The 16297-nt window shown below is 63.9% G+C and carries 15 protein-coding genes; 13 read left to right on the forward strand and 2 right to left on the reverse strand.

The window, feature by feature from the left end:
• The first annotated feature begins 11 nt into the window (after positions 1-11).
• The 12 genes from mycP (OG310_RS22260) (at position 12) to OG310_RS22315 (ending at position 14236) form a co-directional block, all read left to right on the forward strand.
• Positions 12-1292, forward strand: a complete 1281-nt coding sequence (gene mycP, locus OG310_RS22260; protein ID WP_329457627.1) for a type VII secretion-associated serine protease mycosin — start codon at positions 12-14, stop codon at positions 1290-1292.
• 198 nt (positions 1293-1490) lie between these two features.
• Entirely contained in the window at positions 1491-1988 is a 498-nt protein-coding gene (locus OG310_RS22265; protein WP_329457628.1) for a hypothetical protein, read from the forward strand.
• A gap of 9 nt (positions 1989-1997) precedes the next feature.
• On the forward strand, positions 1998-4286 hold the full coding sequence (locus OG310_RS22270; RefSeq protein WP_329457629.1) for a hypothetical protein: 2289 nt from the start codon (positions 1998-2000) through the stop codon (positions 4284-4286).
• A gap of 46 nt (positions 4287-4332) precedes the next feature.
• Positions 4333-5028, forward strand: coding sequence for a hypothetical protein (locus tag OG310_RS22275; RefSeq protein ID WP_329457630.1), 696 nt, complete (start codon positions 4333-4335; stop codon positions 5026-5028).
• 80 nt (positions 5029-5108) lie between these two features.
• A complete protein-coding gene (locus OG310_RS22280) occupies positions 5109-5579 on the forward strand; it encodes a hypothetical protein (RefSeq protein ID WP_329457631.1) in 471 nt (156 codons plus the stop codon).
• Positions 5576-7147: a hypothetical protein gene (locus OG310_RS22285; RefSeq protein ID WP_329457632.1), complete on the forward strand. Its 1572-nt coding sequence runs from the start codon at positions 5576-5578 to the stop codon at positions 7145-7147. Before OG310_RS22280 ends, OG310_RS22285 begins: the two co-directional genes overlap by 4 nt.
• A gap of 76 nt (positions 7148-7223) precedes the next feature.
• On the forward strand, positions 7224-8597 hold the full coding sequence (gene mycP / locus OG310_RS22290; protein WP_329457633.1) for a type VII secretion-associated serine protease mycosin: 1374 nt from the start codon (positions 7224-7226) through the stop codon (positions 8595-8597).
• A 374-nt stretch (positions 8598-8971) separates the two neighbouring features.
• Positions 8972-9403: a hypothetical protein gene (locus tag OG310_RS22295; RefSeq protein WP_329457634.1), complete on the forward strand. Its 432-nt coding sequence runs from the start codon at positions 8972-8974 to the stop codon at positions 9401-9403.
• A gap of 13 nt (positions 9404-9416) precedes the next feature.
• On the forward strand, positions 9417-11753 hold the full coding sequence (locus OG310_RS22300) for a hypothetical protein (RefSeq protein ID WP_329457635.1): 2337 nt from the start codon (positions 9417-9419) through the stop codon (positions 11751-11753).
• On the forward strand, positions 11750-12505 hold the full coding sequence (locus OG310_RS22305; protein ID WP_329457636.1) for a hypothetical protein: 756 nt from the start codon (positions 11750-11752) through the stop codon (positions 12503-12505). Before OG310_RS22300 ends, OG310_RS22305 begins: the two co-directional genes overlap by 4 nt.
• Before the next feature lie 367 nt (positions 12506-12872).
• Positions 12873-13559, forward strand: coding sequence for a hypothetical protein (locus OG310_RS22310; RefSeq protein WP_329457637.1), 687 nt, complete (start codon positions 12873-12875; stop codon positions 13557-13559).
• An 11-nt stretch (positions 13560-13570) separates the two neighbouring features.
• Positions 13571-14236 (forward strand): hypothetical protein, encoded by a 666-nt coding sequence (locus tag OG310_RS22315; RefSeq protein ID WP_329457638.1) that lies wholly within the window; start codon positions 13571-13573, stop codon positions 14234-14236.
• A gap of 266 nt (positions 14237-14502) precedes the next feature.
• On the opposite strand, the gene OG310_RS22320 is transcribed toward OG310_RS22315, so the two are convergent.
• Complete coding sequence (locus tag OG310_RS22320; RefSeq protein ID WP_329457639.1) at positions 14503-14694, reverse strand: DUF397 domain-containing protein; 192 nt, start codon at positions 14692-14694, stop codon at positions 14503-14505.
• Positions 14691-15596 carry a helix-turn-helix domain-containing protein gene (locus tag OG310_RS22325; protein WP_329457640.1) on the reverse strand — a complete coding sequence of 302 codons (906 nt, stop codon included), beginning with the start codon at positions 15594-15596 and terminating at the stop codon, positions 14691-14693. Before OG310_RS22325 ends, OG310_RS22320 begins: the two co-directional genes overlap by 4 nt.
• 176 nt (positions 15597-15772) lie before the next feature.
• On the opposite strand from OG310_RS22325, the gene OG310_RS22330 reads away from it, so the two are divergent.
• The gene (locus OG310_RS22330) at positions 15773-16225 is read left to right on the forward strand and encodes an ATP-binding protein (RefSeq protein ID WP_329457641.1); all 453 of its coding nucleotides are present in this window, start codon (positions 15773-15775) and stop codon (positions 16223-16225) included.
• The last annotated feature ends 72 nt before the right edge of the window (positions 16226-16297 follow it).

Here is a 16297-nt window from a genome sequence, read left to right on the forward strand (position 1 = left end):
ACCTTGATGCCATGGAGGCCGACCAGATCTGGAAGATCACTACCGGCGAGGGTGTAACGGTAGCGGTGATCGATTCGGGTGTCGATAAGTCGTTGCCTGATTTGCAGGGGCAGGTCCTTCCCGGGAAAGACCTGTCCAAGCAAAAAGGGAACGAGTTCAATGATATTGATGGCCACGGGTCCAGTATGGCTGACCTCATCGCGGGAACAGGAAAGCGCGGACCCTTGAATGGGTCTTGGGGCCTCGCGCCGGGCGCGAAGATTCTGCCGATTCGCTTCCCTTACGCTGATGAGGAAGCAGCAAAGGGCGCGGAAACCTATTCGGTAAGTATGGCGAAGGCCATCAGATATGCGGCTGACTCACAAGCCAAGATCATCAACATTTCCGTTGCCGATCCCTACGGGGAGAGTGCGGGCTTGGATCAAGCGGTGAAATATGCTCTTGGCAAGGGAAAGCTCATTTTTGCCGGTGTTGGAAATGATGGCGAAAAGGGAAACCCAGTAGAGTATCCGGCTGCGACTCCAGGTGTCGTTGGCGTGGGTGGCCTTGACCGTAAGGCGGCGCAACTCCCACTGTCGGAAACCGGTCCGCAAGTAGATATTTCTGCACCTGCTCAAGACATCGCAAGGGCATGCCCCGGCGGTAGCCAGCTTTGTCATGGCAGTGGAACGAGCGACGCAACTGCATTGACGTCGGCCTCTGCGGCTCTCCTCTGGTCCAAGCACCCCGACTGGACCAACAACCAGGTCCTGCGGGTTCTGCTGAATACGGCCAGCGGTGTCGCAGGCGGTGCTCGGCACAACGAGTCGGTGGGCTACGGCGCAGTCCGACCCCTGGTGGCCTTGAAGAACCCCGGCGACCCCGGCCCGGCGGACGTCTATCCGCTGCCCGATCTCGCTGCGTCGGAGAAGAAGTCTGCGTCCCCGTCCGCCTCGGCCGGCGCCCAGCCGAACAGTGGCAGCGACAGCAACAAGCAGAGCAATGCCCCCTCTGCGACCGCCGCGTCGGATACCGGCAGCGGCGGCAGCACGGGCCTGTGGATCGGGATCGGTGCGGCCGTCGTGGTCGTGGTGGCAGGTGCTACGGCGTTCGCCGTGTCCCGTGCCCGCCGTAAGGCCGCAGTCGCAGGCGCTCCGCCGCAGCAGCCTCCGTACGCGTACACGACCGAACCGCAGCCGTACTACCCGCCGCAGGCGCCGGGGTACCCGCAGCAGCAGCCTCCGCAGTATCCGGGTCAGTACTCACCGCCCCAGGGCGGGGGGCAGAAACCGCCCCCTCCGAACGGCGTTTGACGCGTCGACGAGAGTTGTCCGGCGGGGTGTGTAGCCAAACTTCAGCTTTCAGCACTGGAGTTGGCCCTTGGACTCAACGCCCGGTAGTCGCATGCCGTGCGGTCGTTGGCTTCCGTGATGCCCGGATAATGCCTAAAGGCCGACTTCTTCTGGCAATCGAAGACCCGCAGAATAACAAAGAGACGATAAAATGCTGGGGTGCATGACAGGCTGGGCGGCGTCCTGACGCGCGGCGACACGGGGTGTACGGATGGGGGAGCCTTGTCGTTCGATGACGAGTGGGCGTCTGCTCGCAGTCAGGCTGCACAGAACGTCGGCATGAAGCTGAACCATGTGGCGCCAGAGCTTGCCGGCGGTGACGGGAGCGGGGGAGCCGCTGACTACAAGGTCACTTCGCCTCAGCTCAGGTCCATCGGGAATGACGCACAAGCGCTCTTTCACCACTTTGAGACCGATGCGTTCCATGCCGGTGCGAAGACGGACACAGCCGCCACTGCACTCAATTCGGACGGATTTGCCACAGGATCTGCGCTCTGGGCCGCTTGGGACACTTGGCGCAGCCAGGCGGAGACCCTGTTGAGCGCATGTGCTCAGATTCATAATCATCTTGAAGACACTGTATTCAGCCATAAAAATCACGAAGAGACCCTGGTCAGCAACTTCTCCATGTCCGAGATCAACAAGCACTTCAAGTGAGGGTCATTCGTGTTGCAATTTGAACAGATCCTTCACGTGAACTTGAGCGGTCTCAAAGAGGCGGTCAAGGACTGGGACGCCACGGTCACGAAGCTCACCGCGCTTGAAGAGTCGGCCGGCGACATGCGGGCCAAAGCCGACAAGGCAGATTGGGCCGGAGAGAACGCCGGAGTCACGCGTGAGTTTGTGCGCAAAACGGCCAAGGAGTTTGGCGACGCGAAGACAGAAGCAAGTAGCATTCATAACATTCTGCGTGACGCTCACACCGAGTTCGTGGCGGCCCAAAAAAGCCTCAAAGCGGTGGCCGACGATGCAACTGCCAAAGGGATACGAATAGATCCGGACGGTGTCGTCAGCTATTCGATCCATCCCGACCGCAGGCCCAAGGATTACGACGGGCCCGAGCCCACCCAAGAGCAGTTCGCCGCCACCAGATCCGCGGTCAATGCCGGCGTCGACCGAGCCAACGACGCGGACGAGGTCGCGTCCCGTGCCCTGCGCACCCTCGTGGGCAAGGACAAGAACGACTTCTCGGGGACCGACTACAGTTCTCTCAAGGCCGCATCCAAGGTTCAGGATGCCGAAGACGCCAAGAAGGCAGCTGCGCTCGTGGCAAAGGGAGACGATGCGACTCCCGCCGAGATCAAGCGGCTCAACAAGTACCTCACGGACAACAAGGGCGACCAGTACTTCGCCGAGCAGTTCGCCCTTGACGTCGGTGCGAAGGGGAATCTGGACTTCTGGGCCGACATGGGTGATCCGAGCGATGGATCGCGGCTCGGCGCCGACCACCAGGGCCTGCTCAAGGAACTCCAGAAGAACTGGAGTCTCACGCTGGCCAGCGCCACGCACTCCGACAGTCCGGCGATGAACCAGTGGAAGACCGACACCATCAACGCGGGTGCTCAGCCGATCCAGACGCGCGGCACTTCCCCCTACGGCTTCCAGGTCATGAGCAATCTGATGCGGTACGGGAATTTCGACTCCAAGTTCCTTCACGACTACGGCGATGCCCTCGTCGTCACCGAGAACAAGATGACGAAGAACGGCATGGGGAAGCCCAGCATGTTCTGGACGTCGTCGGTCGGCGGCATGTCGCATCTGAACTGGAGCGGAACTGATATTGGGCGTGACCCGATGGAAGGGTTCATGGAGTCGCTCGGACACAATCCGAAGGCATCTGCAGAATTCTTCAACAGCAGTATCGACCTGACGCCCGATGACACGACGGACAACAAAAAGCTCGATGCCTTCGACTACTTCACGAAGGACCGGGACTGGCCGAAGGATGTCGTCGACGGCGGTGAGAGTAACAAGTACGGCTATGACAGCCTTGGCCACGCCTTGGAGTCGGCCACCCTGGGCCATACGTACGACGACCAGGACGCGGCGCTGGTACGCACCGACGACGGCGCCAAGGTGATGGAAAAGGTCGTGGCGCAGTACGGCGGTGACGCGGAACTGCTCAAGAAGCAGGAGTCGTTGTCCGACAGCATCGGACACATGGGGGCGGGGTACATCGATGACATCGACTGGGCTCTCGCCGAACATCCGGATCTCGGGGACAACACCAGCAATTTCGCCCCGCCTGTGGGTAGCGAGGGACATATCAAACTTGGTACAGCCGATGCCCAGAATTTCTTGAGTTCCATCGGCCAGCACCCCGACGCCTATGCCGATGTCGGTCGTGCCCAAGCCGTATACACGAGCTCGGTGCTTGAATCTCACACTGGATCCCAGGGGGTTGACTCGGACGAGGCAACGGGTCCGGCTCTGGAGGCGATGCGGGTTGGTGCCCAGGTACAAGGCACCCTCGACCACTCGCGGGTGGCGCAGATCGCCGCGGAAGGAGCCAAGGCGGCAGACGACTACGGCAAGGCCCTGGATGCCAGGTCGGGCTGGGTCGATTTCGGTGTCGGGGCAGCTGTCGGGGCGGGAGCGGCATTTCTGCCGATCTCTGCGCCCGCAGCGGGTGCTGCGGCCGTCCTGGTGCCGCTTGCGATGGACAACGGTCAAGGCGTTGTCGAGCAGTTTGCTGGTCAGATCACCAATGGCTGGTTCGACGGCTCCAGCGACAGCTGGAGCGATAACCATGATAAAAGCCTCCACGACGCCGAGAAGGCTGTCTATACAGCCGGGGGATCGAACGCCGAAGCGCCGATGGACGTTTACATGAAGCACCACGGGGTCGACGTGGGCTCGAGGGCCGGCCAGGAGCTTGTCCAGGCGACACAGCATGGCTACGAGTACGGGAGCGGTCAGGACCAGCGGCAGGGAAACCTTCCTGAGACGGGTTGAGGTCGTTGATATGACATGGGGTCGGCATCGAGTGCGAGGTATGGGCGTGAACCGGTGGCAGATGGCGCGGGCGGCGTTTCTGGTGTGCGGGCTGGCGGCGGGCCTTGTCGGTTGTGGCGGTGGTGGAGACGAGGCTGCCAAGACGATCCCCGCGACCCAGGTGTGCGACGGCCGTATCTCGTCGGCCGGCGCTGCATCGGTGGAGTTCCTCACCGGTACGAAGAAGTTCTCGCCGAGCGGTAATGACCTGTCTGACGTAACCCTTCCGAAGGTCGCCGCAGCGTTGTCCAATGAATGGGTGCCAAAGGAGGGCGGCAACCCCATACCGAAGCCCGCATGCGCAATCACCACCCTGAAGGGCGGCAGCGCGGAACTGTCGGTCGGCTTCAGTACCACGACTTCTGAGTCCGCGGATGGACCGGTGGCAGACACGCTCAAGAAGTACGACGTGGGTCGCCGCGCTCTCGTCGGTGTCGCGCGCGCGTATCTGTATTTCGATTGTGCGAGCCCCAAGTTCTACGGCAGCACGCAGCAGAAGCCGGCAGTCGTACTCGGGCAGCTCACGAACAATGCGGAGGGGCAGGGGCGGTACCACCCCAAGGGTGGAGAGGAGAAGGTGCGCGAGGCCAATCTGACCGTCCTGCACTCCCTTTCGCTGGTCATGGCCAAGGAGCTTGGGTGCGTGGGCAACGCCGGCCTCACCTCGGACTCGACGTTCCGCCCCGGCGCCGAGGCGACGTGATGGACACGCATGCGTGGTCGGTGGCGTGGGCCGGGATGTTGATATGTGGGCTGGGGGCGGCCCTTGTCGGGTGCGGCGGCGTGATCGGCGGAGTCACGACCGCGGTCAACGACCTGATGAGCAACCTCGCCGACATGAAGAATTTCAAGAAGGACGTCGACGGCCTTCTCACCGAGCTGCACGGCTCCCAGGCCGCCCCCACCCGGGTCGGCCAGGACCGCATGCAGCGCGCCCACCTGGGTGGTGAGGGCTTCCACGAGGCCCAGTTCCTCTACGCGTCCTACGACAGCGTCCACACCGAGCTGGAGAGCTTGTCCAAGGTCCTCGGCCTCCAGATCGAGAGCATGAGCCTCGCGATCGAGACGTCGGGCAAGAGCTACAACGACCTGGACGACGACATCAAGTCCCGTATGCACAAGCTGAACTCCGAGATCGAGGCCCAGTACCGCCCGGACCGGGATCCGTATCACAAGACGCCCGACAAGGGCGATGGCAAGAGCAGCGGCAGAAGCACCAGCCAGGGATTCGGCGCAGGCGGAGGTGTCAAGTGAGCGGACACGGGGGCGGCAAGCCGGTCGCGGGCAAGACAGACTTCGACTCGATGTCGCACGAGCAGATGTACGCGCTGCTCAAGTCGGCGGACATGCACACTGTCAGCAACCTCTCCGAGAAGCTGGCTTCGGTCGCCAAGATGGTGAACAAGATCGGTGGCGACCTCAAGGGGCATGTGATGGCCCTGGAGTGGGAGGGCAAGGGCGGCGAGGCGTTCCGGGAGTGGGGGAACCAGACGGCGAACGCGACGCTGAAGCTCGGCGAGTACGCGGACTCAGCCGGCAAGTGGATGGGCGAAGTGTCGCACCACATCGTCGAGGCGCACTCGAATATGCCGGCCCTGTCCCTCACTACGGGCGCCAAGTCCGACCTGCACCTGGCGACCGAGCACATGAAGAAGAGCGACTCCCCGAGCTTCGAAAAGAGCGCGATGCTGGCGTCGTCGCGTATCGAGGGAACTCGCAGCGACGCGGCGGCACAGATGCAGAAGCTCACGACGTCCTATGTGCACGCGGGCACCCAGATAAACGCGTTGAAGCCACCTACGTTCCCGCCTCCGGCGAGTCAGCTGGGCACGGGGTGGGTCGACCCGCACCCGCACGTTGCCACTCCGGGGCAGGCCTCTCCTGTAGTGCCGGGCGGTGGCAGTAGCGCTGCTTTCGTGGGCAAGCACCCGGCAGACAGTAGCGAATCGGCCACTGCGTCGTATGTGATTCCGTCCGGCGGACACCATGTAACGGGCAATTCCGCGATTCCTGTGAGCGGCAACCACGGCCTACCTGAAGCGCACATGGAAATAGACAGCGTAACTCCTACTGCTGCACCACCCGGTTCACCGGGATCATTCGGGCAGGCACCAGTGCAAGACGGCCCGAAGAGTCCGGCTTCGGGTTTCCTTCCTCCGGCCTTCGGGGGCCCTGGTGCCGGCCCGTTGAGCTACAACGGGACTCGCGGAGGAGAGAGCTTCGGCGGAAGGCCAGGAGGAGGCTCTGGCGGCCGTCTGCCTCGGCTTTCGCTTCCGGGTGAGTTCAGTGAGGGCGGAACATCTGCGGGCGCCCGCGGTGCACTACCGAGACCGAATGGCATCGTCGGGGGTCGACCGATTCAGTCATCCAACGGCCAGCCGCCTTCGCGGCTTCCGCGGGGCACCGTTGTCGGCGGCGAGGAGGGGGCAAGCAGCCGCCCGACGACAGGTCGTGGCATGCCGGGGATGCGTATGGGCGGGGGGAGCGAGACCGGGGCCGCCCGTAACGGGCTTGTCGGCGGGCGTCGCCTCGCCTCCGAACCCGGCGGAGTCGTGGGACGGCCCGGCCAGGCGGGAAGAATGGGAAGTCGGCCGTTCTCGCAGGGTGGCACAGGACTGGTACGGGGAGGCTCGGGAGAGGCGGAGGACTCTGCGGGACGAAAGCCAGGCCAGATCGGCCGTTCCGGTGGGACGCCTCCCGGTGGCAGGAGCCCCCGGCGCCGCGAAAATGAAGGCGCGGACGACCGACCCGACTACCTGACAGAGGACGATGAGACCTGGCAGCAGGGCAACCGGCGGATTGTTCCGCCTGTTATCGACTGAGGCCGCCGGATAGGGCAGAGGGAAGATGCGCAGAACATACCGACGATCGCTGGCTCTGACAGTGGCGACGTCTGGGGTGGGTGCGCTGCTGTTCGGAACGGCAGCGGCGCCCGTGCAGGCTGCTGACACGGTCCGTGGGGAGCAATGGCATCTCGATGCCATGGAGGCCGACCAGATCTGGAAAATCACCACCGGTAAGGGCATGACGGTGGCGGTGATTGACTCTGGTGTGGACAAGTCGTTGCCGGATCTGCAGGGGCAAGTCCTTCCAGGGAAGGACTTCTCGAAGCAAAAGGGTGACGAGTACAACGACGTGGACGGTCACGGATCGGGAATGGCTGATCTGATCGCAGGAACCGGCAAGCGCGGTCCCGTTCAAGGGTCGTGGGGGCTGGCGCCCGGCGCCAAAATTCTGCCCATCCGTTTTCCTTATTCCGATGAGCGACTTGCGAAGGACGGAGAGCCGTACTCCACGAGTATGGCCAAGGCCATCAGGTATGCAGCAGACAGCTCGGCCCGGGTAATCAGCATTTCAGTGGCTGATGCCTACGGAGACGGCGCCGACCTGGATGCTGCTGTTCGGTATGCCCTTGGCAAGAACAAGCTCATCTTTGCGGGTGTTGGCAATGACGGTGACAAGGGGAATCCAGTCGAATACCCGGCTGGGACTCCCGGTGTCGTCGGTGTGGGCGGTCTAGATCGCAAGGCGTCCCGATTGGCCCTCTCGGAGACCGGGCCGCAGGTCGATATTTCGGCACCAGCGCAGGACATCATCAAAGCGTGTCCTGGTGGTTCCGAACTTTGCGGCGGCAGCGGCACGAGTGATGCCACGGCTCTCACCTCCGCGTCGGCAGCCCTCCTCTGGTCCAAGCACCCTGACTGGACCAACAACCAGGTTCTGCGCGTCCTGCTGAACACGGCGAGTGGCCCGATCAGCGGGCCTCGGCACAACGAGCAGATCGGGTACGGGGCCGTCCGTCCCCTGGTGGCGTTGAAGAACCCCGGCGACCCCGGCCCGGCGGACGTCTATCCGCTGCCCGATCTCGCCGCGTCGGAGAAGAAGTCCGCGTCCCCGTCCGCCTCGGCCGGCGCCCAGCCGAACAGCGGCAGTGACAGCAGCAAGCAGAGCAACGCCCCCTCCGCGACCGCCGCGTCGGATTCTGGTAGTGGCGGCAGCACGGGCCTGTGGATCGGGATCGGTGTGGCCGTCGTGGTCGTTGTGGCAGGCGCGACAGCGTTCGCCGTGTCCCGGGCTCGCCGTAAGACCGCAGCCGTGGCTCCGCCATCCTACGCGTACACGACGCAACCGCAGCCGTCCTACCCGCCGCAGAACCTCGGATATCCCTCGCAGAATCCGGGATATCCGCTGCAGCAACCTCCACGACACCCCGGGCAGTACCCGCTCCCGCCGAGTGGCGGGCAGAGCGGGCCCCCCGCCGGCGGGGCGTAATGGGCCGCAGAGTGCGGGCGGGTCGGCAGCCGACATCAGGGCCTCCTTGAAGCTGAGCGATTCCTCCGTAAGAGGCGTCGCCGCCTTCGGACTCGCATTGACTCTTGTCACCGGACTCGTAGCTTGTGGCGGCGGAAGCCAGCCGGCCTCATTCGTCGATGCCTCCAAGCTGTTCGCGGAGCTCTGTCGGCCACGCCCGAGCGGGGCCGTTGGCGACACTCACCGGAAAGCGCCCGGATGACACGGAAAGCCCGAAAAGTGATGGCAATTGGGGTCCCGTGAAAGGACAAAGACCCGATAAAATGCCCGTGTGCATGACAGTCGTCCGGCGACGTGGCCGTGCGGCAACACGGGGATGCGGGAACGGGGGATCGATGTCATTCGACGAGGAGTGGGCGTCTGCCCGCGGCCAGGCCGCGCAGAACGTCAGTATGAGGCTCAACCACCTGGCGCCGGAGCCCGGTGGATCCGGCGGGCCGTCAGCCAAGGACCTGCAGGTCAATCAGGATCACCTTGGCGCGCTCGGCAGCGCCGCGTACAGCCTGCAGGACACGCTGACCGCGGACGGGAACATCGCGGAGGCCAGCACGCAGACGGCGGCGCAGATGCTGACGGTCAGCAGCTTCCTGACCGGTGGAGCTCTGCAGACCGTGCACGACACTTGGAAGTCGCAGGTCAGCGCTCTGCTTGGGGCGTGCGCCCTCATATCGAACCACCTGGACTACAGCGCGGCGTCTCATCAAAAGGAAGAGGCCGACATCCAGACGTCGATGCGGGTGTCCACGATCAACTCGTACTTCAAGTAAGGGCGGAGCAGCCGTGCTGACATACAACGACGTCTACCTCGCTCCGCTCGACAAGTTGGCCAACGCGATGCACGACTGGTCGACGATGGCCACCAAGTTGGCCGCGCTCGCCACGACCGCCCACACGACCATGGCGGCCAAGGCGAAGGACGAGTACTGGGTCGGCAGCAACGCCGACATCACCAAGCCCTTCATAGACAAGACCGCGAAGGAGTTCAGCGACGCGGCCAAGGAAGCCAAGGGCATTCACGAGATCATCTCGGAGGCGTACACCGCCTTCAAGATGGCGAAGGACGATCTCCAGAAGCTCATCGACCATGACGCGCCGTCTCAGGGGCTGATGATCGGTGCGCACGGCAAGGTCGTCGCGCAGTATCCGGTGGAGGACAACAACGGCGCTCGGCACGATCCAGACTTCTCCGAGTTGTACGGGAAGCAGCAGTCACGCATTCAAGCCCTGCAGAAGAGGGTTGACGCTATCGTGGAGACGTGCGACGACGCGGACATCTCCGCCTCCAACGCCCTCAAGGCCGATGTCACCTCGGACAGGCATCAATTCAGTAAGCCCGTGTACAACAGCCTCGACGCCGAAAAGGTGCACCGTGCCGTCGCGCTCGCACGCAAGGGTGCTGACCTTACGCACACCCAATTGCTCCAGTTGAACGAACTCCTCAAGGACAACAGTAAGTCGCGCGAATTCTCACGGGGCTTCTACGATGGCATCGGCGGGCCCAAGAAGGCACTCGAGTTTTTCGGTGAGCTTTCCACCGACACTTACGACGGTTCCAAACAGGACAAGCAGCGACTCAAGGACGTCCAGGCGTTGCAGAAAGACATGGGTCTTACGCTGGCGGCTGCGACGAACCCGGCCGGACCGAAGGATCAGTGGCCCGACCATTGGTCGGAAGAGATGCGCAAGCTTGGGACGCAGAGGATTCCTCTTCATGCGGGTGACTACAACGGTCCGTATGGCTACCAATTGCTTGGTGGAATTATGCGGTACGGGAACTATGATCCAAAGTTCCTCAACCCCATTGCTGAACATGTGGTACAGCTCCACGCAAAAAACCCTTACATGTTCGCCGATTCCAAAAGTGACCTTGGGTATGACAAATTCCCGTTCAACCCGTCGGGTAAGGACGGTGCGGGTTACGATCCGGTGACCAGTGTGCTTGAGGCGCTGGGGCACAGTCCCGAAGCGTCGCAGCAATTCTTCTCAGAAGATCCCCAGACTTACAATGCTGACGGCGTGCTGAGGGGGGGACTTCCTACCGATGGCGACGGTAAGCAGATAAGCAGTTACCTGGACTACTTCGAGAACAAAGATTACAAATCCTTCCCGGATATAGTCGGGCACGACCCCGACGAGGCGGCGAAGTCCGTAAATAATATTCCTGATGCTTTCGGTCACGCCTTGGAATCCGCTACCCTTGGGCATGCTTATGATGATCAACATGCCAGCCTTGTTCGAAGTGCTGCGGGCTCCCACATTATGGAAAAGGTCGTGCAAACCTACGGAGGAGACGCGGGCCTGCTTAAATCTCAGGCGGCACTTTCGGACAGTCTCGGCCGTATGGGGGCTAGTTATGTTGACGATTTGAGCTGGGCGCTCGATCAGAATAACGACCCTGGCAGTGTCTTTGCCCCTAAAGGTAATTGGGACGCGCATGCGGAGTTCGGTGAAGATAATGCGAGGAAATTCCTCAGCTCGCTTGGTCAGCACCCGGATGCTTACTCTACCGTGTCCGATGCCAGTCGCGTTTATTCATCCTCTGTTCTGGAGGCGCAGGTTGGAAGCGATGGCGTAATCGATCGAGCCGGCGCTCACGAGGCAGTGCGCACGGGGGCCCTGATTCAGGGGATCCTTGACCAGTCACGTGCGGATCAGATCGGTGCTGAAGGCGGTAAGGTGGCGGACGACTACAACTCTGCGATGGAAAAGAAGTCCGGCTGGATTGAACTGGGAACTGGCGCGGCTATTGGTGTCGGCGCTGCATTCCTACCCATTTCCGCGCCTGTGGCCGGAGTCGCAGCAGTGCTGGTGCCGTTGGCCATGGAGAATGGTCAAGGTGTTGTAGAACAATATGCGGGCCAGCTTGTCGGCGACTGGTCGGATGCTTCGAGCGACAAGTGGAGCGATGATCACACGGAGCGAATTCATCAGGCGCAGAACGCTGTTTATACAGCTGGTAGGGAGAACGTTCAAGTCCCTCTACAGCTGTTCAAGGATAACCACGGTCTGCCGTTGAAGGATTCCGTGATACAGGAGCTGATCAGTACCGTCAACGAGGGATATAATAATGGCAACTCTGAGGAGCGGCAAGAGGGAAACCGTCCGCAGACGGGGTGATTGATGTGATGCGAATCGATTTGGCCAGAGGAGCGGCGCTCGGCTCCGTGGCTTTGTGTATTTCCCTCATGGCGGTCGCTTGCTCTGGCGGTAAGCAACCCGAATCGTCTCGGCTCTCAGCTTTCTCTGCCGCCGAGCTATGTCATGGTGCTCTCTCCGGGCAGGCGGCGAGTGCTGTGGATTTCCTGACAGGTGAGGAAATCTATGCGGCGGGGGATCCGGATAGTCCGGATAAGGCTGCCGATGTGCTGGCCGAGACTTACGTTGCCGGTACTGCTAGTACGTCAGAGGAGAGCCAGCATGCCTGCTCGATCGAGGAGCCGGACTCGGTGGGTGAACCTTATCTTCAGATCAACGCACAATTTACGGATGAGACGGATGTCGATGAAGCCGCAGACATTTCGGCCAAGAATCGACGTAATCTGGAAGGGCTTCAGTATCTGGACCAAGGTCACGTCGCCCTTGCAAGTGGCCGATTTGCGGCGCTTTATTTCAAATGCGTCAGTCCAAAGTTGAAGTTCAGCTCTGCGACTACCCCCGCCCTGGTGTCCGTCACGTTGGAAGCAGGGGCAGGCGTGCAGGCTCTACATCCGCCAGAGAAAGCGACAGAGAGGGTGCGTGAGGCCAACCTTGCTGTGGTGCACTCCGTGGCCTACCGAATTGCGCATCGCTGGGCCTGCGTTGACGGATCCAAGTTGTCAAAGGCGGCCGTTCTCAAGCGTGTTCCAGTAGCCGCATCGTCATCGGGGTAATGACCGCAGACAGGTTGCCCCACTGAACTCGGAGGCGGGGATCGTGGGCACGATGTTTCCGTGGAGACAGCCCAGGAACGGGAGGGGAAACGGTTGTGAGGATCAGGCCAGCCGGCCCCTTGCTTCCGGCACTGGCATTCGCTGTGGCGGGATGCCGGGGCGGAAGCGGCGATGCGCACGGCGGCGCCGAATGCTCCAAGGTGCCGCCGCAGGTGACGGCGGACAAGGTGTGTGTAGCGGTGCTGTCCACTGTGGGTGCAAAGGCCTCGATCCCGGCCCGGGCGAGCCGGACGCGGGTCGGGGCCGTCGTGCCGTACGGGCTGCCACGTGGCGCGGTCGCCCTTGCCGCGGCCGCGAAGGAGGACGGATGAGGACACCGACCGGTGGATCGCGGGCCCGGCTAGCCGCGCTGGCCGCTCTCGGGGGGCTGCTGTTCGGGGTCGCCGGTTGCGGTGGTGGCGGGCCCGAGGATGCGAAGCCGGACGGTAAGGCCAGTTCCTGGGGGCGGGTCTGCGGGGGCATCGTCAGTTCCGAGACCAAGGACTACCTGCTGGGGCGCGCCTCGGACAGCGCGGGCAAGGTGGACCAGGCCGTGTATGAGTTGCCCGTGGGACATGGTGGTGACGCGTTCCGTGATGCCGCGAAGGACCTCCTCAAGGGGCCCGGAGCTTCCAGGCACGACGATGTGTGCCGGCTGTGGGACAAGAAGGGCGACGGGATCATCCGGTTGGCGTTCTACTGGGACCTGGACGATTACTCCGTCGTCTCGAAGCCCTCCCGTGACGGCCGGGTCCAACGGCTCAGCAAGACGTTCGCCGTCGCCCCGGAAGCGGGGTACAGCACGCTGAGTATCGACTGCCGGCGGCCCGGGCACGTCGAGCCTGGCGGGTACCCGGCGACGCTACACGCCTCGCTTGTGATGCCTGACGGTGACATGCGCGCGCAGACGCAGGTCTTCTACGCGGCCGCGCGCAAGGTCCTACCCGCGCTGCACTGCACCAACGACGTAACGGTGCCGACAGCGCTCCCCACGCGCGATCCGCGGCTGAAGTGACAGGAAAGGGCGTGGTGTTCGGCGTGGCGGCAGAAAAAGCAGGACTTGTGCCTCGGGAGCGGAGGGGAGAGAAGTCGCGCGTACGCGGCCTCGGTGTGGCGGCCTCTGTCCTGGCGCTCGTCGGCCTCGCGGCATGCGGCGGCGGTGATCAGGACAAGAAACAGCGCGATCCAGACATATCTGGTACGGCTACCACGCTGGAGCGGGCCTGCGGAGGGATCTTCGACCCCGCGTCCGTTAAAGCGCTGCACAAGGCATCCGTCGATACGGAGAAGGTCTATGAGGAACGCGACCCCGGAGAGCACGCCGATCTGGTGGAGGCTCTCACGTCGGGCGACGACCAGGAGAGTGTCACGGTCTGCTCCTTGGAGGACGGGCGTGGTGCCCAGCTCGTCAGGATGAGTTTCTCCGCATCCACCTGGACTCGTTTCCCGAAAGGAACGACCGCGCAGTTCAGCAGCCTCCAGGGTGCCTTTCCGGCCGAGAGCCTGCGCATCGACTGCGGGATGAGCGGGAACGCACCTTCCCTGGACGGGCTCCTGTCGACGGGCTACCGCGCCATCGACCTGCCCGTGCGGCGAGCCCTGCTGGCACACGCCGGGGCGAAGGCAGCCGCTGCCGTGCACTGCCCGAACCATGTGGTGTTCCCGCCCGTCCCCACCTTCGTGCCCGGGTGAGGCGAGGAAGCGGGGGCCGGTAGGTCGGGGAGACGGGGGCCCGCGCCGCGTGCGTACCGCCCCCGGTCGTACGACCGACGAACCCACGGCCTTTCGGCCCTCGGCCAGGGCGTGCGCTTTGCTGGGCTGTCGGTACGACGGCTCCAGCGACAGTTGGAGTGATGATCATGGTCTGTCGATGACACACCAAACCGCCCCCGATGGCGAACTTGCGTGAGAGTGCCGCCTGCCCATCCAAGAGCCGGCGGACGGCTCGCCCGAGGCACTCAGCGCTCCGACGTGAACCGTAGGAACTGTCCCCAGCTCCGCCTGCCAACGGCGAGGTTCGGGCGCGTCAGGTCCTTGGAGTCCCTTACGTGCACCGCGCGTTCAGTGACGGCGATCTCTACGCAGCTGTCGCCCTGGCTGCCGCTGAAGGTGGACTTGAACCAGACGAGTTCCTGCGCACCGCTGTTCATAGCACTCCTCGCAATCGCTCCAGGAAATCCTGGGATTCCTTGGGGCCCAGGGCCTGCGAGCGCAGTGTGTCATAGCGTTGGCAGAGCACACTCACCTCTTTCGCGTCAGAGATGAGTCGCCCGTTCTCCTGGCCCTCGGAGTAGCCGAGGCGGCGCCCCTCAGGGGTCTCCAGGACCTGCAAGGGCCCATCCAGGCACGCATGCAACCCCGCCTCCAGTGCCACCACCTGCAGCGTCACATTGCGCGGAGCGCTGCGTTCCAGGACGTGGTCGAGCAGCTCCCGCATCGCCTGGGCATCACCGAACCGCCGCCGGAACACGTGCTCCTCGACAATGAAGCTGAACGGCACCTTCGGCCGCTCCCGCATCGTCGCCTGCCGTTCCATCCGGGCGGCGAGTTGTGCCTCCAACTCGTCGTCGGTCCGCAGCGGGATCGTGCCCTCGAACACCGCCCGCGCGTACGCCTCCGACTGCAGCAGGCCGGGCACCAGTCGGCTCTCGTACGTACACAGGCTCACCGCCTCCCGCTCCAGTCGCGCCCAGCGGCGGAACCACGTCGCCAGGCCCGCCTCGCCCCGGGCGAGGTGACGGGCGGCCCTCCGCAGCGCCCCCGTGTTGCCGAGGGCCTCCTCCGCGCGTTCCACGAATGCCTCGTCCGGCATGCGGCGGCCCAACTCGACTGATTCCACCGTGTGCTTGGAGAACCTCACCCGCTCCCCGAGGTCGACGCGGGTGAGTCCCGCGTGTTCGCGTAAGGCCTGGACGACCGCCCCGAACGTACGCAGACTGTCCGACGGGTGCGGCTCCCGCTCACACTCCACGGCCGTGGGCGCCGCCCCCGGGCCATCGCACTCCGCCGTCCACGCCTCGCCGCTCGCCGCTTCCCCGCCGGCTGTGCCCATCTCGCCCCCCCATCGCCGTACCACGCCCTGTGACACCCCGTCACAGTCCTCGCGCTCTGGCGACCCAGCGTGATGGAACACCGTCCGTACTGTCCACACTCTGCGCTCGTACGCTGACTCTGCGTACGGGGTGCGGTACTCGCGCCGGCCTCCTCTCAGCCGCCACGCTGGCCGCCATGAACCAGGTCATGCGTCCTGCCCAGGCCGCCACCACCCGCGCCTTCGCGCAGTTGCTCTCGTCGACGCGGAGAGGCGCCCGGCTCGCGCGGCTCCTCACCGTGACCGAACTCCATTCCTGGGGCGTCCTGCCGGACCTCGCGGAGTGTGCCGAACTCGTCGTCGGCGAACTCGCCGCCAATGCTGTGCTCCACGGCCGTGTGAACGGCCGCGACTTCCGGCTCGCGCTCGCCCTCGACCCGGCAGCCGGCCGGCTGACCATCGAGCTCACCGACGCCTGTGGCGAGCACCATCCGCATCTCCCGCCGGCTGCGGCCGAAACCGGTGCGCTGCGGACGGGTGGGCGCGGCCTGCTGCTCGTCGACGCACTCGCCGACCACTGGGAGACCGTCCCCCACCCGCCCAGCGGCAAGACCGTCCGGGCCGTCCTTCTCGCCGGTCGGGCAGGCTGACCCCACCGGACGGCTCCTTGCTGCGCCAGCCGGCTGTCAGCCGCCCCGCCCCTCCGGTCGTACGACCAACGG

Source organism: Streptomyces sp. NBC_01497, assembly GCF_036250695.1.
Classification (GTDB): Bacteria; Actinomycetota; Actinomycetes; order Streptomycetales; family Streptomycetaceae; genus Streptomyces.